We start from the raw sequence: 19,585 nt of genomic DNA on the forward strand, positions 1-19,585 counted from the left end.
CTCAGGAGGCAGCAGTCATGCCGTACCCCGAGATCCGCCCCCGCCGGCTGCGTCGCAACGCGGCCGTGCGGCGGCTGGTCGCCGAGACCCGGGTCGCACCGTCGGAGCTGATCCTGCCGATGTTCGTCAAGGAGGGCCTGACCGAGCCCCGGCCGGTCGCCACCCTGCCCGGGGTGGTCCAGCACTCCCGGGAGTCGCTGCGCAAGGCGGCGGTGGAGGCGGTCCAGGCCGGGGTCGGCGGGATCATGCTGTTCGGGGTGCCCGCGCAGCGTGACGCCACCGGCTCCGGCGGCATCGACCCGGGCGGCATCCTGAACGTCGCCATCCGGGACGTGGTGAGCGAGGTCGGCGACGCCACGGTGGTGATGAGCGACCTGTGTCTGGACGAGTTCACCTCGCACGGGCACTGCGGGCTGCTCACCCCGGACGGCGGGGTGGACAACGACGCCACGCTGGCCGCGTACGCCGAGATGGCGGTGGCGCAGGCCGCCGCCGGGGTCGGCGTGGTCGGCCCGTCCGGGATGATGGACGGTCAGGTGGGCGTGGTCCGCCGGGCGCTCGACGCCGCCGGGTACCAGGACGTCGCGATCCTGGCGTACGCGGTGAAGTACGCCTCGGCCTTCTTCGGCCCGTTCCGGGAAGCGGTGGAGTCGTGCCTCGACGGGGACCGGAGCACCTACCAGCAGGACCCGGCTAACCTGCGCGAGTCGCTGCGTGAGGTCGCGCTGGACGTGGCCGAGGGCGCCGACATGGTGATGGTCAAGCCGGCGTTGCCGTACCTGGACGTGGTCGCCGCAGTCCGGGCCGAGGTGGACGTGCCGGTCGCGGCCTACCAGGTCTCCGGCGAGTACGCGATGGTCGAGGCCGCCGCCGCGAACGGCTGGATCGACCGGGAGCGGGCGATGCTGGAGACGCTCACCTCGATCCGGCGGGCCGGTGCGCAGATCATCCTCACCTACTGGGCGGTCGAGGCCGCCGGCCTGCTGCGCGACGGTCACTGACCCCAGCCGCCCTTCCTCGCGCCTTCCTGCCGCCCCTTCCGGGCGGTTCGGCAGTCCGGCACGCCCGGGACGATCTACCCGATCCTGGCCCGGCTCGAGGCGGCCGGCTGGGTGGACAGCCGGTGGGAGGTCATCGACCAGCAGGCCCGAGGGGCGGCCGCGACGCCGCTACTACCGGCTGCCGCCGGCGGGGCGTACCCGGGCCCGGTCGGCGCTGGCCGCCGCCGACGCCCGGCGGCGGACCCGGACCCGTGCCGCGGTGACCCCGGTTCAACAGGCGGAGGCGTGGTGAACCGGGTCCTGGCCGCCCTGCTGGCGGTCGCTGCTCGTCAGCGGATCCGGTTGCTGCGGTGCCCCACAACCCCGGTGGCGTCGGTCAGATGAGCGTGCTCCAGGTGACCGGTCCGACCAGCCCGTCCACCACGAGGCCACGGGAACTCTGGAAGTTGCGGACGGCGGTGGTGGTCTGCGCGCCGAACGAGCCGTCCACGGCGACGCTGGCGCCCCGGGCGTTGAGCGCCGTCTGGAGGCCCCGGACCAGGTCCCCGGAGCTGCCCTGCTGCAACGGCAGGATCAGCGCGGTCCAGGTGATCGGGCCGACCAGGCCGTCGACGTACAGGCCCTTGCTGCTCTGGAACGTCCGGACCGAGGACGCGGTTCCCGGGCCGAAGTAGCCGTCCACCACGGTGGAGACACCCCGTCCGCGCAGCAGGTACTGGATCACCCGGGCCGTCCAGGACGTGGTGCCCTGCGACACGCTCGGCCAGCCCGTGGTGCCCATCGGCGCGGTCGAACCCAGGCTGATGCCCCGGTTCGCGAGGAACGTCCGGGGGTCCGTCGAGGTCAGACGGGGCCGGTGGATCTCGAAGTGCAGGTGCGGCCCGGTGGAGTTGCCGGTGGTGCCCATCAGGCCGATGAGTTGACCACAACTGACCCGCTGGCCGTCGCTGACCAGCACCCGGTGCAGGTGGCCGTAGTACGAGAAGTAGCTGTCGGCGTGGTCGATGTGGACGCTGTTGCCGGTGCGACCGGGCAGCGGTCCGCTGTTCGGGTCGCCCGGGTAGGAGCCGGTGCGGATGTCGCGCACGGTGCCGGCGGCGACGGCGTAGATCGGGGTGCCCTGGCTGTTGGCGATGTCCCACCCGTAGTGGCCGGGCCGGGACGGGGTCTTGTAACCGGAGGTGAGGGTGCCGAGGGTGGGGTTGCTCCAACCGGACACCGCCGCGCTCGCCGCCGTCGGCAGGCCGACGGCCCCGATGCCGATCCCGACGCCCAGCGCCGCGAAGACGGTGCGTCGGCTGACGGTCAGTCCGGACATCCCGACGGGACGATCGTTCTCACACATGGCCCATCCTTGGTTCGTGGGGTCCGGCCGGTTCGCGGGGTGACCGGTGCAACAGATCGTAGATCATGAATGTCGATCTGGCGATGGACAGCGCGGACAGCTCTCGGAACGGCGGCGGCCCGCCACCCGGGCGTCCGGGTGACGGGCCGTGGTCGGGCCGCGAGGCGGTCAGTCGTCGTCGACGACGGTGCCGAACGCGATCGGGTCGGTCAGCAGCAGGCCCGGCACGCCGGTCACCACCAGGGCGAACTTCTCGTCGGCCTCCCGCTTGCGGTCACCCCGGACGTCGACCGGGAACGCGACCGAGGTCTGCCCGGGGGCGAGCGTCCGGCAGCCGGCGTACGACCGGAAGTCCTGCCCGGACCGGGCGGTCACGCCGAGCGTGCCGGCGCAGACCAGCACCGGGTGGGACAGCGGCCGGGACACCGTGACGGTGAAGGTGGCCGGGGTGTCGCCCCGGTCGCCCTCGACCACCCGGACGTCCGCCACGCTCAACGACGCCCGGGAGGAGAACCGGGCCACCTGCGGGTCGTGGTCGCTGGAGCCGCGCGATCCGTCCCCGGCGTGCTCGGCCGGCCAGTCGGCGTTGATGTGCGCCGCCCGCACCTGGACCAGGTCGGCGTGCAGGGCCTCGTTGACGAAGAGGTGGTCGAGCGTCTGCGCGTGCCCCTCGAAGCTGTACGAGTACGCCGACGAGGGCACCTCGGCGGCCAGGTCGTCCCAGAGGTTGCGCAGGCCCGCCTGGTACAGCGGACCGAGCTGGTCCGACGGCGTCGGGTTCGCGCCGGTGGCGATCGGGTCGTCCGGGCGGGGGAAGACGTTCAGGTCGCCGCCGTAGACCACCCGGGCGTGCGGGTCGGACGCCTCGATCGCGGTGACGATCGCCGCGCCGTACCGGGCCTGCTCGGTGCGCTGCCCGACCCGGCTGTCCGGCCCGGACGAGTAGTGGTTGCTCAGCGCCCACAGGGTGTACGACTCGGAGCCGCCCGGGGTGGCCCGGACGGTGAACTTCGCGAGCTGCGGCGCCCGGGTGAAGACGTTGTCGCCGTCCTTGCCGGTGGACGTGTCGACGTCCGGCGGGAGCAGCGCGTTCAGCGTCTTCGGGTTCTGCACGTCCGTGTTGGAGGGCAGCCCCGCCGCCCGGTACACGACCGTGGGGGAGGAGCCGAGCAGCGGGTCGGCGGCGGTCGCCCCGGCCAGCGACAGCCGGTCGGTGCGGTACAGGAACCCGGAGGTGATGCCCCGGGCGTCCGCGCCGGTGCGGTCGTACGCGGCGGCGTAGGCCGGACCACCGGCGGCGGCGACGGCCAGTGCCAACTCCTGGAGGGTGTCCGGCGCGCCGTCGGCGTCGTTCGTGTCGCCGCAGACCAGCGCGCCCCCGGCCACCGTGCAGATGTCCTGGTCCTCGGCCTCCTGCACCAGGATCAGATCCGGGGCGTGCAGGTCGGTGACGATCTGGTCGGCGAGGTTGCCGAGCTGCTCACGGTAGTCGGCCTCGCTCGCCGGGACGTAGTCGAACGGCGGCCGGACTCCGGGGCACCCGGCGTTGCCGGTGAAGTCGCAGCCGTCGAAGGGGTCGTCCCGGTGGTCGTAGAGGTTCTCCACGTTGTACGTGGCGACCGCGATCTCCTTCGACCGGTCGGCCGGCCGTGGCGGGGCGTTCCGCGACGGGTCGGCACCGGAGGTGAAGGCGGCCTGCTCGACCTGCACGCCGTACTTCTCGAAGGAGTAGTAGAGCGCGCCGTACGCGTCCCCGGTCAGGGTGTCGAAGGTCTTCGCCGGCGGCAGCAGGGCGGTGCTGTCCCCGGCGGTGGCCTTGACGCCCATGCTGCCCAGCATGATCCGCTGGCCGTTGCCGTCGTCGAAGACGCGGGTCGGGTCGTTGTCCAGCGGGTGCGCGTCCCGGAACACCCGGCGGGCGTACGCGTCGGCGCGGTCCAGCAGCGGGTCGTCCCGGTCGACCAGCCAGGTCTCGGCGTCGGCGGTGGACGCGAAGACCGCCCGCCCGCTCACCGCGCCGCTGCCGGCGCGGACCCGCAGCCGGGCCCCCTCGTGCCGCTCCCAGAACCGCCCGGCGGCGGTCAGGTCGGCCGGCGGGACCGCGTCGGTGACCGCGACGACGGCGTTCACGTCCAGCCCGGAGGCGATCTTCCGGACCAGGGACGCCGAGGAGAGCTGGGTCATGTCGAAGTACTCCGACACCCGGGCCCGGAGCACCACCTCGTCGCCGACGGTCGGCACGTAGCCGCCGATCAGCGAGGTGAACGAGCCCATGAAGACGAAGATGCCGTCCGAGCTGGTCGGGTCGCCGTCGGTGGCGTCGGCCCGGCTCTGCAGGAAGAAGCCGTGCTGGTCCGCCCCGGCCGAGGTCCGCGCCAGGGTGCGCTGGGTGATCACGCCCCGGACGTCGTACAGGGCGCTGCTGGTGCCGTTGCCCGAGGGCGGGGCGAGCGGGGACCGGTCGGCCGGGCCGGACTCGGTGTCGGTGGTCGACCCCTGCACCTCGCCGACGGTCAGCTCGCGGGTCACCGTCACGGCCAGCGTGCAGGTGGCGGTGCCCCCGTCCGCGTCGGTCGCGGTCAGGGTGACCGTGTACGCCCCGGCGGCCAGGTCGGCGCTGGCGGTCACGGTGGCCCGGGCGGTGCCGCCCACCGCGCCGGCGGCGGTGAACGCGGTCCGGCCGATCGTGCCGGCGGTCGGGGTCGGGGCGACCGCGCTGACCGCCAGGTCGACGATCCGGTCGTCCGCGTCGGTCGCGGTGACCTCCCGGGTCGCTGCCGTGCCGGCCGAGGTGACCAGGGCCGGGCCGCAGGTCAGCGCGGCCGGCTGGTCGACCGGGCCGCCACCGTCGGCGGTGTGCGTGCCGAGCCCGTCGAAGGTGTCGGTGGCGGAACCGGTCCACTGGGCGGCCGGGTCGAAGGCGTCCGACGGGTCGGTGTCCCCGGTGGTCACCGTGGGCAGTCGGCGCAGGGTGTTGTTCTCGGTGCTGGTGAGGCCACTGCCCCACTCGGTGCCCGGGTCGACGCCGACCTGGCCGATCGAGTCGAGCACGGTCGCGCCCCGGCGGAGCACGATCGCGTCGTCGCCGTTGTAGAGGCTCGCGCCGGTGGTCTGGTCGGCCTGGGCGAGGATCGCCGCGTTGGCCGAGGAGCTGGCGAGGACGAAGACGTCCCCGGCGGCGACCGTGCCGGTCAACGCCAGGTTGGTCGGCGTGGTCGAGCCGTTGAAGTAGAGCTGGAGCTGGTAACCACCGGCGGCCAGGTCGACGGCGGCACCGGTGCCGTTGAACAGCTCGATCGCCTTGTTGTTCGACGAGCCCTCGACGTACTCCGAGATGAACAGGTCGGTGGGCGCGGCGCTGGCCGCGAGGGGTGCGACGCCGACGGCCGTGGCTGTCACGGCGGTGGCGGTCGCGAGCGCGGCGAGGATGCGGCGCGGGCGCATAGGGCCTCCACGAAGGATGTGCGGGACCACCGCACGGTAGGCGTCGATGCGGTACGACGTCCATCCCCCACGGGACGGGCCGGTGAACAACCGGTCAGCGGGTCCGTGCGTCCAACCGGTGCACCAGTTCCGCCACGTCGGCGCCGTACTCGCACCACTGGCGGTCAGGGCGGTAACCCAGCTCGGCGTTCACCGCCAGCATGGCCTCGTTGGCCTGGGCGTTCCAGGTCTGCACCTCGGTCAGCTCCGGCTCGGCGGCGCGCAGTTCCAGCAGCATCCGGGCCTTGATCGACCGGTCGATGCCGTAGCCCCGGTGGTCCGGCACGACGATGGTGTCGTACTGGTCGGCCCGGGTGGGATGCTGCGCCGGCACGACCACCTCGGTCAGCCCGGCGACCTCGCCGGTGCGCTCGTGGATGGCGAAGACGATGTACGGCTTCATGCCCCGCCGGTGCAGGCAGTCCAGGCTGTCCCGGAGTCGCTGCGGGTCGTAGGAGCTGGGTCTCAGCTCGCCGTCCCCGATGTCGCGCGAGTCGGCCTTGGCCCGGGCGTACGACTCGATCAGGTCGTCCGGCGGCCCGCCCGGGCAGAACTCGATCCGGTACCCGGCGCCGATGCCGGTGGCCATCGCACCCAGCGCCGGCCAGTCCACCGTGGCGAGCCGGAGCACGCTGCGGGTTTCCACGTAGTCCCGACCGAAGCCGAGCGCCTCGAAGAACGCCATGGCCGGGGTTCCGCCGACCACCTCGACCCCGACCGCCTGGAAACCCTCCTGGTACGTGCGGCGGGCGGCCAGCCGGACCAGGGTGCGGCCGATGCCGGTGCGGCGCACGTCCGGGTGTACCAGCACCTCCAGTACGCCGATGTCGCCGAGCAGGAGCACCTGCACGTGACCGAGGATCGCCCCCGGCGTGCCGTCGGCGGCCGGCTCCGCCTGGGCCACCCAGGAGATCCGCCGCTCACCGGGCATCACCTCGGAGAGGTACTCCCGCAGCGAGGTCTCCCGCCAGGGCGGGTCGTCGGGCAGGTCGGCCGCCAGGACCGCGTTCAGCGTCGCCAGCAGGGACGCCATCTCGGCGGACGACGCGGTCCGGGGATCCCACTCGCGCACCATCACCCGTACAGCTTGCCGGCAACGGCAGCCCGGGGGAAGTATCCAGAACGTCCGGCTTGGATGCGTCGGATCAGCCGCGACTCGTCCGGCCGTACTCGTTGGCCTTGTCGAACACGTCCTGTGCGTACTGGCGGACGTCGTTGTAGGACAGGATCGCCCCCCACCAGTCGCCGGGGACGGTCATCCTCCGGCCGCCCTTGCAGAGGTAGTTCCCGGCGGCGAGCGCGGCGTCGTCCAGGTCGTGGGGATTCTTCACGCCGTCGTTGTCCGCGTCCGCGCCGATCTCCTCCCAGGTGGTCGGGATGAACTGCATCGGGCCGACCGCCCGGTCGTAGACGAGGTCCCTGTCGAGGCGGCCCCGGTCGGTGTCGAGGATCCGCATGCGATTGCCGTTGCCGTCGAGCGGAAGACCGATGATCTCCGGCAGCGCCTGCCCGTCCGGCAGCAGCTTCGCGCCGTTGGCCGCGCCGTGCCCCGACTCCACGTGCCCGATCGCGGCGAGGGTGGTCCAGCTCAGCGCGCAGTTGGGGGTGGTCTGGGCGAGCACCAGCTCGGCGTAGCCGTACGCCTGCATGGCCACCTGCGGGACACCGACCTTCTCGCCGGTGACCCGGGCCCAGTCGGCGAGCGCGTCGGCCGGGCGGCCGGTCGGCAACGGGGCGACGCCACCGGGAGTGACCCCGCCCGGCAGCGGGGTCCCGGGCGGCACGACCCCACCGGGGAAGGTCGGCACGGTGGTCGGTCCGCCGGACGCGTCGGGGCTGCCGCTCTCGGCGACCGGGCGCGGCGCGGGGGCGGTCGCCGGCACCAGCAGCGCACCGGCCGCCGCCGTGGCGGAGACCAGGGCGAGCAGGAAGACCCCGGAGAGGGCGAACCGGCCGCTGGGGCGTCTCGACCAGTCCCGGGTCACCCGGACCGCGCCGGCCGCGGCCTGCCGGGGTGGCAGGCGTACGGCGTGCGCGAACGGTACCCGGTAGCGGCGTCGCGCGGCCCGCCCGTCCTTCGCGTCCGACCCGTCCTTGCCGGCGTCGGACCCGTCCTTCGGGTCGGCTTCGGTCCCGTCCTTCGGGTCGGCTTCGGTCCCGGCCCCTGATGCGCTCTTGGCCCCGGGTTCGGTCTTCGTTCCGGGTTCGGTCTTCGTCTCGGGGCCGGTCTTGGCCTCGGGGCCGGCGCTGACGGCCGCGCCCGACTCCGCTCCGGGGTCGCCCGTCGGGTCCGGGCTGCTCTGCGGGCCGGCTGCGGTGGCGGCCGGTTCGACGGCCGCCGGCTCGGCGCTCCCTGCCGGGGCGGCTGCGGTGTCGCCGGGTGTGCCGTCCGATGTGGCACCGGGGTCGGCCGGCGTGTCTCCGGCGCGGGTGGCGCCGTCCGCCGGGTCGGCGGTGGTCGTGGCGGGGGTGTTCTCCGCCGGTGCGCTGACGACCGGTGCGCTGACGGCCGGTGGGGAGTCGGCCGGCGGGGAGTCGGCCGGCGGGGAGTCGGCCGGTGGGGAGTCGGCCGGTGCCGGGACGCTCGGCCGGAGCGCCTCCGGCGGCACCGGCGTCCGGGGCTGTGGCACCACGTCGGCGGTGCGCGGCACGGATTCGGGGGCGGCGCCCGACGCGGTGAGCGGCCCGTCGGGCGGCGCGGCCGGACGCAGGGGCCGACTCCGCACGCTGTCCTCTCCGTCCACCACCCGTCGAGTATTACCCATGTCAGCGCCGACGTCAGGACCGGTCGTACCCTTGTTGCCATGCCCCGGTACGAGTTCCGCTGCCGCGCCTGTGGCGCCACCTTCGAGGTCAACCGGCCGATGGCGCAGGCTGGTGCGCCGGCCTCCTGCCCGCAGGGCCACGCCGACACCGTCAAGCTCCTCTCCACGGTCGCGGTGACCGGCCGGGGTGGTGCCGGACCGGTCGGCGGAGGGTCCGCCCCGGCCGGCGGTGGCTGCTGCGGCGGCGGTTGCGGCTGCTGATTCCCGCGCCCACGTCGGTCGGTTGCGGTACCTTGCGGTCGAATCCGTCCGGCCGTTCTCACGATGCGTGACGGTTTCGACATAGGGCAGCATGGCGGCGACGTCAGGGGCGGAGGTTCCACGCATGTCGCCACGGATCCGCCTCCCGAGCGGTTGGGTGACCTTCCTGTTCACCGACATCGAGGGCTCGACGCGCCTGGCCCGGATGCTCGGTGCCGGTTACCGACCGGTGCTGCACGAACACCGTCGCCTGCTGCGCCACACCCTGGTCGCGGCCGACGGCGCGGAGCTGCTCACCGAGGGCGACTCGTTCTTCATCGCCTTCGCCGACGCCGCCGCGGCGGTCGCCGCCTGCCTGGCCGCGCAGCGGGCGCTGGCCGGTCACGACTGGCCCACCCCGGAGGCGGCCCCCCGGGTCCGGATGGGGCTGCACACCGGGTACGCGGAACCGCGCGACGGCGAGTACGCCAGCCCGGAGGTGCACCGGGCGGCCCGGATCGCCGCCGCCGCCCACGGTGGCCAGGTGCTCTGTTCGGCGTCGACGGTGCGGCACGCCGAGCCGCTGCCCGCCGGGGCGTCCCTGCTCGACCTCGGGCTGCACCGGCTGCGCGGTTTCGACGACCGGGAACGGCTGTTCCAGGTTCTCGCCCCCGGCCTGGAGCGGGAGTTCCCGCGCCCGCGTACCGCTGACGCCCCGCCACACAACCTGCCCACCCGGGTCACCTCGTTCGTCGGGCGGGAGGCGGAGCGGGCCGAGCTGCGGCGGCTGGTGGCGGGGCACCGGCTGGTCACCGTCGTCGGCGCGGGCGGCGCGGGCAAGACCCGGCTCGCCGTGGAGGTGTGCGCCGGGCTGGTCGAGGCGTACCCGGACGGGGTGTGGTTCGTCGACGTCGCCACGGTCACCGACCCGGGGCTCGTGCCGTTCGCGGTCGCCGCCGCCTTCGGTCTGCGGCCGGAGCCGGGCCGCCCGATCATGGACACCCTCGTCGAGTACGCGGCCACCCGCCGCACGCTGGTCGTGCTGGACACCTGCGACGCCCAACCGGCCGCCATCGCCGAGGTGATCTCACGGCTGCTGACCGGCGCGCGGGGCGTGCGGGTGCTCGCCACCAGCCGGGAGTCGTTCAACCTTCCCGGCGAGGTGGTGTGGCGGATCCCGCCGCTGTCGATCGACCCGTCACCGGGCGGCGGTGAGAGCGACGCCGTCGCCCTGCTGCTCGACCGGACCACGGCCGCCCGGGGCGGACGGCGTCCCGGCCCGGCCGAGGTCGTCGATCTGCGCCGGGTGGTGCACCGGCTGGACGGTCTCCCGCTGGCGATCGAGCTGGCCGCAGCCCGGCTGCGGGTGCTCTCGGCGGGGCAGCTCGCCGAGCGCCTGGCCGACGTGCTCGGTGCCCTGGACGCCGGACGGGACGAGCCGGACGCGCCCCGGCCCTGGTCGGGCGGGCAGGAGGACACCGTGGAACTCCGGACCGCCGACGGGCTGCCCGGGGACGGCAGCCGGTCGACGGTGGAACGGCACGCCACCATGCAGGCCACCGTGACCTGGTCGTACCGGACGCTCGGCCCCCGGTCGGCCCGGTTGCTGCGCTGGCTGGCGGTCTTCGCCGGCCCGGTCGACCTGGCGGCGGTGGAGTGGCTGCTCGACGAGGACCCGCTCGGTTCCCTCTCGGTGCTGGTGGACAAGTCGATGATCCTGGCCGAGCCGAGCGCGTCGGGCTGCACGTACCGGATGCTCGACCCGATCCGGGCGTACGCGGCCCGCCGGCTGGCGGCGGCCGGCGAGGAGCAGGTCGCCCGGGACCGGCACGTGGCCTGGTCGCAGCACGTGCTGCGGCGGGCGTACCTCGGTCCGGACGGGCAGCCGGTGACCCTGTCGCTCTACTCGCTCGACCCGCTCGCCGGTGAGCTGCGGGCCGCGCTGCGCTGGTCGACCACCGGGGGACGGGCCCGGGACGGGCTGCTCCTGGCCGGCGGCCTGGACCTGTGGTGGCGGGAGCGGGGGCTGGCCCGGGAGGGTCGGCTCTGGCTGTTCCGGCTCTACGGGCGGATCGCCGAGACCGGTGAGCGGATCCCCGAGGCGGAGCTGGCGGCGGCGTACCACATGCACTCGCTGCACGCCGGGGCGGACGGCGAGTTCGCCGAGGAGCTGCGCTTCGCCCAGCGGGCCGAGGCGGCGGCCCGGCAGGCCGGGGACGCCGGCCTGCTGGCCCGGGTGCTCGCCGGCCGGGCCGCGCCCCTGGTCGACATGGGGCAGTTCGTCGAGGCGGAGCAGGTCTGCCGGGAGGTCATCGACTGGGCGCGGGAGCGGGGGGTGGCCGCCGACGGGCTGCTCGCCGTCTACAGTCTGGCCGAGCTGCTGTGGCGGCGCGGGGCGCTGGACGAGGCGGCGGAGCTGCTCGGCGCGGCCCGGTCGGTGGAGGCGACCCGGCCGGTGGAGCGGGGGCAGCGCTCGGTGGACATGCTGCTGGGCATGGTGGCGCTGGCCCGGCGGGACCTGGTCGCCGCGCACGAGCACCTCCAGGTGGCGCTCCGCTCCCGGATGAGCCACGGCTACCACGGGCGGGCCTGCGACACGGTGAACGCGCTCGCGGTGCGCTGTGTCGACGGGGGCGATCCGCTCACCGCCGCCCGGCTCTTCGGCGCGACCCAGGCGACCCGGGCCCGGATGCGGTTCACACCGGGCCTGTTCGGGGCGTACTGGCTGCGGTGGCAGACGGAGGCCCGTCGGCGGCTGGGCGACGCGGCGTTCGACGCCGCCTACGCCTCCGGCACGGAGTTGGGACTGGAGGAGGCGGCGGCGCTGGCCCTGGCGGTGGAGCACCCGGACCTGTCCCCCGCCTCCCCCCGGTTCACGTCGAGCTGGTGAGCGTCGGTCGCCGCGCGGGTCAGCGCCGGGCGGCGGCCCGCTCGGCGTCGGCCTTCATCTTCGCCGCCCGGTCCAGGTCGGCCTGGCTGACCGCCGACCGCGAGCCGAAGGCCCGGACCGCCTGGTAGTACGTCCAGGCCAGGCTGGTGCAGGCCGGGCGGACGGTGCTGTTGTACGTGGCGCAGACGCGCTTGAGGTCCTCGTAGAAGGCGCTGTCGATGCGGGCCTTGTTGCCGCTGGTGAAGACGCCCATCGCCTTGTGGTTGCGGTAACCGAAGTCGTGCCGGTAGCAGGACACGTTGAACGTGAACCCGAGCGGGTTGTCCGGGCTGGACGAGCAGTAGTCGGTCGACCAGTTGAAGGCGTACGCCGACCAGGCGCCCTGGTTCAGCCGGGCCGAGTTCCAGGCGTTGTAGCTGCTGGCGCTGGTCTGCGTCCAGCTGTACATCACCGACAGCTTCTGGTCACGGGTGACCGCGGCGGCCGGCGAGGCGACCCCGAGAAGGGTGAGCAGCGCGAACGCGCTGGCGGCGAGCAGGGTGGTGAGGCGACGGTGCATCGGATTTCTCCTCCGGGGGTGGGGGTGAGCGCCGGAATGGTGTCACCGGCGGGTTACCAGGTGGAGAACAGTTTTCATCGATCTTGATGGATTTCCGGTGTCGTCTCGCTCAAAATTGCCGCCATGCTCAGAAACCGACGAATGCCCCGGGGTGAACGATCCACCCCGGGGCATCCGGTGCTCGTCAGGTCAGCGCACGAAGCGCACCGGGCTGGCCGGGCTCTCGTTGTACAGCCGGTCCAGCGCGGTCACCAGGTAGGTGTAGGACTTACCCGCCTCGGCGGTCGGGTCCACCCAGGACTGCACCGCGCCCGGGGTCGCCCGCACGGTGTCGACCAGGTGCGTCGCGTCCGCCAGGTCGCAGCGACCGGGCTGCTGCCGGCCGTCCAGCCGGTAGATCGCGTACGAGGTCGCCTTCCCGAGCGGGCCGACGCCGTCCGCCGGCTGCCGCCAGGTCAGCTTCACCCCGTCGGCGGTCCGCTTCGCGCCGGTCACCACCGGGAAGAGCAGCGGCTTCGCCTTCAGGTGCGGCATGGTCGGCACCAGCGCGGGCTTCGAGTAGTGGTCCTGCGCGTAGATGTCGGTCGCGCCGAGCCGGTTCGCCCGCACCTGCACGGCCGAGAAGTGCACGTTGCCGAGCACCTCCGGGTACGACCGGTTGAGCGTCAGGTGGTCGGACAGCTCGCGCGGGTTCATCCAGAACGAGCCGTACGCCGGGTCACCGCTCTTGTAGTCGGCCTGGCCGATGTAGAGCTGCACCTTCGTGCCGCGCACCGTCTCGGCCCACCACGGCACCAGCCGGGCGTAGTCGGCCGCCGGGTACTGGCCGATGTACCAGTAGAGCTGCGGCACGACGTAGTCGACCCACTCCTCCTTGACCCACTTGCGGGTGTCGGCGGAGATGATGTCGTACGACTGGCTGCCGGTGGTGTCCGAGCCGAGCGGGTCGACCGACTTGTTCCGCCAGATGCCGAACGGGCTGACCCCGAACTTCACCCACGGCTTGGCCGCCTTGACCTTCTCGCCCATCTCCTTGACCAGCAGGTTGATGTTGTCCCGCCGCCAGTCGGCCTTGTCGGCGATGCCCCGGTTGTGCTCGGCGAACGTCGCGTCGTCCGGCACCTGGTGGGTGCCGCTCGGGTACGGGTAGAAGTAGTCGTCGAAGTGCACGCCGTCGATGTCGTACCGCTTGACCGCGTCCATCATCGCGGTCTGGACGAACTCGCGGACCGCCGGGATGCCGGGGTTGTAGTAGAGCCGGCTGCCGGCGACGCCGGCCGGCGGGTACGCGAAGGTCCACTCCGGGTGCTGTCGGGCCGGGTGGTTCGGGGCGAGCTGGTCGATGTCCGCGCCCGCGCCGCCGGGGGCCGGCATCGAGATCCGGTACGGGTTGAACCAGGCGTGGAACTCCAGGTTCCGCTTGTGCGACTCGGCGACCAGGAAGGCCAACGGGTCCCAGCCCGGGTCCTGCCCGCGCACCCCGGTCAGGTACTCCGACCACGGCTCGTGCGGCGACGGCCAGAACGCGTCGGCGGTCGGCCGGATCTGGACGACCACCGCGTTGTGGTTGAGCCGCTCGGCGAGGTCGAGCCAGCGCAGGTACTCGGCCTGCTGGGCGGCGATCCGGTCCGGTGCGGTCCAGGACGTCTTGGTGGGCCAGTCGATGTTGGTCACCGACGCGATCCACATCGCCCGGAACTGGCGCTTGGGGGTGGCCGGGTCGGTGGTGCAGTCGGCGGCGGCGATGGTGGTGTTGGCGTCGGTGGCCGGGGCGGCTTGCGCGGGCGTCGCGGCGACGAGCGCGCCGAGCAGCGCGACGGCCAGCCCGGCGGCTCTGAGCCGAGGTGCCTTCATCAGGTGCGTCCCTTCGTTGGGGCTCGGCTGGCAGGGGAGCGGACGGCGGCTGGTCGGCAAGATTCGTCGCCGGCAATACACCGTCAGAAGGAAATTTTCACAACCGGCCGTCCGACGCAAGACCCCACCGGAGATCCGCCGCCCGCCCGGTCGCCGACTCGACCCGTTGTTACCGCGTTGGTACGCGACGTGGCGGTTCGCCGGTCGGGTGTCGGGGTAGCAGCAGCGGTCACCGGCCGCCACGGTGGTGGTCGCACGGTGGGAGGGGTGAACGCGGTGCCCGTGCTGCGTACCAAACCCTGCTGCTGGAGTTCGCCCTCGGCTCGGCGGTGGTCGCCCGGGGCTGGTCCGGCTACCTCGCCGAACTGTTCAACCTCCCGGCCGCCTGGTTCGGCGAGGAGGGGAGCGTGGTCAACGTCGGGGCCATCGCCATCGTGCTGCTCCTCGGCGTGGTGGCCATCGTCGGCATCCGGGAGTCGGCCCGGGTCACCAACCTGCTCGTCCTCGTCAAGGTCGCCATCTGCGTCTTCGTGATCGTCGCCGTGCTCTACATCGGGGTCTCGCTGGTGGTGGTCGGCATGGTCCCGTACACCGAGATCGACCGGGGTGCCCCGATCGCCGCAGCCTTCGAGTCGGTCGGGGCCGGCTGGGCGGCGATCCTCGTCTCCATCGCCGCCGTCGCCGGCCTGACCAGCGTGATCCTGGTCCAACTGGTGGCCATGGGCCGGATCGGCTTCGCCGTCGCCCGGGACGGGCTGATCCCGCCCGCCGTGGCGAAGGTGCACCCGCGCTGGGGCACCCCGTACCGGATCACGGCGATGATGACCGTGCTGGTCGCGCTGCTCGCCGGCTTCCTGCCGCTGGCGGCCCTGGCCGACATGGTCAGCATCGGCGCGCTCTGCGCCTTCGTGCTGGTGTCCCTGGCGGTGCCGATCCTGCGCCGGACCCGGCCCGAACTGGAGCGGCCGTTCACCGTGCCGTTCTCGCCGGTGCTGCCGATCGTCTCGGCGCTGGCCTGCCTCTACCTGATGCTCAACCTGTCGGTGGAGACCTGGCTGCGGTTCCTGGCCTGGATGCTGCTCGGCTTCCTTATCTACCTCTTCTACGGCCGCCGCCGTAACCGCCTCGCCCAGCCGTAACTCCTGCTCCGGGTGGGGTGGTTGCCGGGGTCCCCTGTTACGCAAAAAGCGGTAACAGGGGACCCCTCCTACCCCCTCTGAGCGCGGTGCGGCTACGGGCGGGGTTGGGCGGTGGCGGTGGGGCCCTTGACGACGGGGCGGCCGTCGCGCCAGACGACCTCGTCCAGCCAGGTCTGTCGACCGGGGGCGACGGAACCCTCCTGTCCGGGCGGCCAGGCGTGGTAGAGCAGCCAGGTCCGCCCGTCGGACTCGACCATCGAGGCGTGGCCGGGGCCGGAGGCCGCCGCGTTGCTCCGCAGGATCGGGTTCTCCGGTGCCTTGACGCAGGGGCCGGTGGGGCTCTCGCAGACCGCGTACCCCTCGGCGTATTCGGCCCGGTCGTAGGCGTTGGCGGCGAAGAAGAGGTAGAGTTTTCCGTCCCGCCGCCAGAAGAACGGCCCCTCGATCAGGTGGCCCTCCCACGGCTCGGTCTGCTTGAGCAGCTTCGCCGGCTCGCCGACCAGCTCCAGCCCGTCCTCGGAGAGGCGCTGCGACCAGAGCCAGGTGTCCTGGCCGACGGCGTTGCCGTCGTTCTTCCAGAGCAGCCACAGGCTGCCGTCGGTGTCCCGGAACGGGCTGGCGTCGATCGCGCCGCCCAGTTCCGCCTGGCAGATCAGCGGCCCGGACGACTCGTCCCGGTACGGGCCCTGCGGCGCGGTGGCGACCGCCCGCCCGACGCACTGCCGACCGGAGGACCGCCCGGCGACGGTGTAGTAGAGGACGAACCGGTCCGGGGCCAGTTCGATCGCCTCCGGGGCCCAGGTCTTCCCCGGGTCGGCCCAGGCCGGCAGCTCCGGCAGGGCGTCCCCGGCCGGCGTCCAGTCCACCAGGTCGGGCGAGGTGTGGACGGGGACGTTGCGGCCGTCGGCGTTGGTGTGGAAGAGGTACCAGGTGCCGCCGGCCCGGATCGCGTGCGGATCGGGGGAGTCGGTGGCGATGACCGGATTGGTGAACATGTCGGATCCCGTGGTCGTGGCGGTCGGTTCGTCGGGCGCGGTGCAGCCGGCGAGGAGCAGCGCGGCGGCGGCCAGCAGGGCCGGCGCCGCGCTGCGTCGCCGGGACGGGTGGGTGGTCACCCCTTCAGTCCACTGCGCGACACGCCCTGGATGATGTGCCGCTGGGCCAGGACGAAGAGGATCAGCACCGGCACGCTGGCCAGCACCGCACCGGCCATGATCACCGGATAGTCGGTGACGTACGCGCCCTGGAGCAGGCCCAGGCCCGCCGGGACGGTGAGGTTCTCCGGGCTGAACAGCACGTAGACCGGCCAGAGGAAGTCGTTCCAGTTGGTGAGGAACGACAGCACCGCCAGGGTGGCCAGGGCCGGCTTCGACAGCGGCAGCAGCACCTTGACGAAGATCTGCCAGTGGTTCGCCCCGTCCAGGACGGCGGCCTCCTCCAGCTCCGCCGGGATGGAGAGGAAGAACTGCCGGAGGAAGAACACCCCGAACGCGCTGGCCGCGCCCGGCACCACCAGCACGGTGAGGGTGTCCAGCCAGCCGAGCCGGTCGGCGATCACGAAGTTCGGGATGATCAGCGAGGTGGGTGGGATGAAGAGCGTCCCCACGATCAGGGCGAAGCTCACCGTACGGCCCCGGAACCTGATCCGGGCCAGGGCGTACGCGGCCATCGACGCGGTCGCGAGCACCAGCAGCGCGTGCAGCGTGGCGGCCAGCATGCTGTTGACGAACCAGCGCAGCACCGGGTTCTGCGTGTCCGTGAGGATGCGCTCGTAGCCGTACCCCGAGAAGGGGTTCGGCAGCCAGTCCGGCGGGATCTTCTGCGCGTCCCCGTAGGTCTTCAGCGAGGTGATGACCATCCAGAGCAACGGGGTGAGGAACACCAGGGCCAGGAGCACCAGGACGGTGTAGCGCCCGGTGCGGCGGAGTGTCGGCACGTCTCGCCTCCTCAGTCTTCCCGGTACCGGAAGAACCGGAAGTTGACCATGCTGATCACGGCGAGGGCGAGCGCGAAGATGATGCTCATCGCGGCGGCCCGACCCGCGTCGTTGTCCCGCAGCCCCTCGTCGACGATCCGCCAGACCACCGTGCGGGTCTGCTCGCCCGGCGCGCCCTGCGTGATCAGGAAGGACTGGCCGAAGACGTTGGCCGAGGCCAGGATCGTCGTGGTCAGCACGAAGAGCATGACCGGGCGCAGTCCGGGGAGCGTGACGTTGCGGAACCGGTCCCAGGCGCCGGCGCCGTCCATCTTCGCCGCCTCGTACAGCTCGGGTGGGATGTCCTGGAGACCGGCCAGATAGATCACCGCGTTGAACCCGGAGGTCCACCACACGGTCACCCCGACCAGGGAGACCCAGGCCCACGGCACGTCGGTCACCCAGGGGGTGTCCGACGGCAGCCCGACCGCGCCCAGCAGCCGGTTGACCAGGCCCAGGTTGGCGTCGAGCAGGAACCGCCAGAGCAGGCCGATCACCGCGACGCCGAGCACGTACGGGGCGAAGTAGACCGCCCGGAAGAACGTCCGCCCGGGGAACTTCTCGTTGAGCAGCAGCGCCAACCCGAGCGGTACGACCACCAGCAGCGGCACCGAGAAGAGGGTGAAGATGCCGGTGGCCCGGACGCTCGACCACCAGTCCCCGTAGATCGCCGAGTCGCTGGAGAACAGATCCTGGTAGTTGTCCAGCCCGACGAAGGGCCGGTGGGGCAGTTGGAGGTCCCACTGGTGCACGCTCAGCCAGAGCCCGAACACGATCGGGGCCAGCCCGAAGACCAGGAAGAGGACGAGGTACGGCGCGAGGAAGAGGTACGGGGTGGTGGCCCGCCCGCGTCGGCCCGCCACCCGGCGTTCCCGCTGCGCCGCCGGGGGCGGCGCGTTGCCGCGCGCCGCCCCGACCGTGCCGATGCCGGCCACGACCGCCTCAGTTCCCGTACTTCTTGCGGTTGTCCGCCAGCTGCTTGTCGGCCTTGGCCACGCCGTCGTCCAGCGCCTGCTTCGGCGACTTCTTGCCGAGCACCGCCTCGTTGAACGAGGTGTAGAAGGTGAGCAGTACCTCGCCGATGCCCGGCGCGGCCGGCGGGAAGGCCGCGTACTCGATCTCGGGGGCGAGCGCGTTCACCTCGGTGAGCGCCTTGAAGCCGGCATCGTCGCGGACCGCCTTGCGGGCCGGCACCTGGCCGCCGGCGGCCCACTCCAGCGAGTGCTGGCTCAGCCAGTTGATGAAGACCTTCGCCCCGGCCACCTTGTTGGCGTTGGTGCTGCGCTGCTTGACGATGGTGAAGTTGTGCGAGTTGCCCCAGGCCGCCGGCTTGCTGCCGATCTGCGGCAGGGGCGCGACCCCCCACTGCATCTCGGGACTCTTCTTCAGGTCGTTGATCTGCCAGATGCCGTTCCAGTTGAAGGCGTTCTTGCCGGCCTTGAACGCCAGGTAGTCGGCGTCCTGGCCGACGTTGGCCGGCGAGTGCCCCTGCTTGATCATGTCGACCAGCCAGGTGCACGCCTCGACCGCCGGGTCGGAGTTGAAGGTGGCCTTCGCGGCGTCGGCGTCGAAGAGGGTGCCGCCCCACTGGTGCAGCAGGGAGTAGAAGGTCATGCCGCCGGTGAACTGGAACGGGCTGACCCAGAAGCCCTGGACGCCGGACTTCTTGAGCTCGGTCAGCGCGGCGGTGTAGTCGTCCCGCGTGGTCGGCGGCTTCTCCGGGTCGAGGCCCGCCTTCTGCATGACGGCCTTGTTGTAGTAGAAGCCGAGCGGGTGCATGTCCAGCGGGATGCCGTACCGCTTGTCGTTGTAGAGGCCGCCGGTCCAGACCGTCGGGGCGAAGTCGGCCTCGGTCAGCTCCAGTGCCTTGGCCACGTCGTCCAGCTCGGTGATGACGCCCCGGGCGGCGAAGGTGGCGAGCTGGTCCATGTGCATGACCGCGATGTCCGGCCCGGCACCGCTGGAGACCGCGCCGGGAAGCTTGCTGTAGTAGTCCTCCCACTTGTAGGTGGTGACCGTCACCGCGATGTTGTCGTGCTCGGCGTTGAACTTCTCGACCAGCTTCTTGAAGATGTCGCCGTCGCCGCCGGTGAAGCCGTTCCACAGCTTCAGGTCGACCTTCGGGCCGGTGTAGTCCTTGCCGCCGTTGCCCGAGGCGGTGGTGGACTCCTCGTCGTCGCCGCCGCAGCCCGTCAGGGCGAGCGTGGCCGCGGTGCCGAGCCCGACACCCAGGCTGAGCAGACGGCGGCGGCTCATCTCGTTGCGCATCATGCTGTTGTCTCCTTGGGACGGAATCGCCGGGTCCGGCCGGAATCCCGTCCCGGACCGGGTTCC

The 19,585-nt window shown here is 72.6% G+C and carries 14 protein-coding genes; 4 read left to right on the top strand and 10 right to left on the bottom strand.

All coding sequences use genetic code 11. From position 1 onward, the window contains the following. Positions 1-17: 17 nt before the first annotated feature. Positions 18-1,001 carry a porphobilinogen synthase gene (hemB, locus tag ACIBJE_RS27950; RefSeq protein ID WP_396753256.1) on the top strand — a complete coding sequence of 328 codons (984 nt, stop codon included), beginning with the start codon at positions 18-20 and terminating at the stop codon, positions 999-1,001. Positions 1,002-1,377: 376 nt separating this feature from the next. Here the strand turns inward: hemB and ACIBJE_RS27955 are convergent, their stop codons facing one another. The 4 genes from ACIBJE_RS27955 to ACIBJE_RS27970 form a co-directional block, all read right to left on the bottom strand. Next, positions 1,378-2,346 (bottom strand): peptidoglycan DD-metalloendopeptidase family protein, encoded by a 969-nt coding sequence (locus ACIBJE_RS27955; RefSeq protein WP_396753257.1) that lies wholly within the window; start codon positions 2,344-2,346, stop codon positions 1,378-1,380. Between the two features lie 168 nt (positions 2,347-2,514). Then, on the bottom strand, positions 2,515-5,790 hold the full coding sequence (locus ACIBJE_RS27960; protein WP_396753258.1) for a lamin tail domain-containing protein: 3,276 nt from the start codon (positions 5,788-5,790) through the stop codon (positions 2,515-2,517). A gap of 94 nt (positions 5,791-5,884) precedes the next feature. Further along, complete coding sequence (locus ACIBJE_RS27965; RefSeq protein ID WP_396753278.1) at positions 5,885-6,904, bottom strand: GNAT family N-acetyltransferase; 1,020 nt, start codon at positions 6,902-6,904, stop codon at positions 5,885-5,887. 70 nt (positions 6,905-6,974) lie between these two features. Further along, a complete protein-coding gene (locus tag ACIBJE_RS27970) occupies positions 6,975-8,555 on the bottom strand; it encodes a lytic murein transglycosylase (protein ID WP_396753259.1) in 1,581 nt (526 codons plus the stop codon). 78 nt (positions 8,556-8,633) lie between these two features. On the opposite strand from ACIBJE_RS27970, the gene ACIBJE_RS27975 reads away from it, so the two are divergent. Then, positions 8,634-8,855 carry a zinc ribbon domain-containing protein gene (locus ACIBJE_RS27975; protein WP_396753260.1) on the top strand — a complete coding sequence of 74 codons (222 nt, stop codon included), beginning with the start codon at positions 8,634-8,636 and terminating at the stop codon, positions 8,853-8,855. Between the two features lie 124 nt (positions 8,856-8,979). Continuing rightward, positions 8,980-11,724 carry an ATP-binding protein gene (locus ACIBJE_RS27980; RefSeq protein WP_396753261.1) on the top strand — a complete coding sequence of 915 codons (2,745 nt, stop codon included), beginning with the start codon at positions 8,980-8,982 and terminating at the stop codon, positions 11,722-11,724. Between the two features lie 19 nt (positions 11,725-11,743). Here the strand turns inward: ACIBJE_RS27980 and ACIBJE_RS27985 are convergent, their stop codons facing one another. Both ACIBJE_RS27985 and ACIBJE_RS27990 read right to left on the bottom strand, forming a co-directional pair. After that, positions 11,744-12,283 (bottom strand): phospholipase, encoded by a 540-nt coding sequence (locus ACIBJE_RS27985; RefSeq protein WP_396753262.1) that lies wholly within the window; start codon positions 12,281-12,283, stop codon positions 11,744-11,746. A 189-nt stretch (positions 12,284-12,472) separates the two neighbouring features. Continuing rightward, entirely contained in the window at positions 12,473-14,137 is a 1,665-nt protein-coding gene (locus ACIBJE_RS27990; protein ID WP_396753263.1) for a glycoside hydrolase family 10 protein, read from the bottom strand. Positions 14,138-14,466: 329 nt separating this feature from the next. On the opposite strand from ACIBJE_RS27990, the gene ACIBJE_RS27995 reads away from it, so the two are divergent. Further along, entirely contained in the window at positions 14,467-15,276 is an 810-nt protein-coding gene (locus ACIBJE_RS27995; RefSeq protein WP_396753264.1) for an amino acid permease, read from the top strand. A 92-nt stretch (positions 15,277-15,368) separates the two neighbouring features. Here the strand turns inward: ACIBJE_RS27995 and ACIBJE_RS28000 are convergent, their stop codons facing one another. The 4 genes from ACIBJE_RS28000 to ACIBJE_RS28015 are packed head-to-tail and all read right to left on the bottom strand — an operon-like array spanning position 15,369 to position 19,522. Then, complete coding sequence (locus ACIBJE_RS28000) at positions 15,369-16,391, bottom strand: glycoside hydrolase family 43 protein (RefSeq protein ID WP_396753265.1); 1,023 nt, start codon at positions 16,389-16,391, stop codon at positions 15,369-15,371. Further along, on the bottom strand, positions 16,388-17,212 hold the full coding sequence (locus ACIBJE_RS28005) for a carbohydrate ABC transporter permease (protein WP_396753266.1): 825 nt from the start codon (positions 17,210-17,212) through the stop codon (positions 16,388-16,390). Before ACIBJE_RS28005 ends, ACIBJE_RS28000 begins: the two co-directional genes overlap by 4 nt. Before the next feature lie 11 nt (positions 17,213-17,223). Further along, on the bottom strand, positions 17,224-18,186 hold the full coding sequence (locus tag ACIBJE_RS28010) for a carbohydrate ABC transporter permease (RefSeq protein ID WP_396753267.1): 963 nt from the start codon (positions 18,184-18,186) through the stop codon (positions 17,224-17,226). A 7-nt stretch (positions 18,187-18,193) separates the two neighbouring features. Then, a complete protein-coding gene (locus ACIBJE_RS28015) occupies positions 18,194-19,522 on the bottom strand; it encodes an ABC transporter substrate-binding protein (protein WP_396753268.1) in 1,329 nt (442 codons plus the stop codon). Between the last annotated feature and the right edge of the window lie 63 nt (positions 19,523-19,585).

It is taken from the genome of Micromonospora sp. NPDC050187 (assembly GCF_044459745.1).
Classification (GTDB): Bacteria; Actinomycetota; Actinomycetes; order Mycobacteriales; family Micromonosporaceae; genus Micromonospora.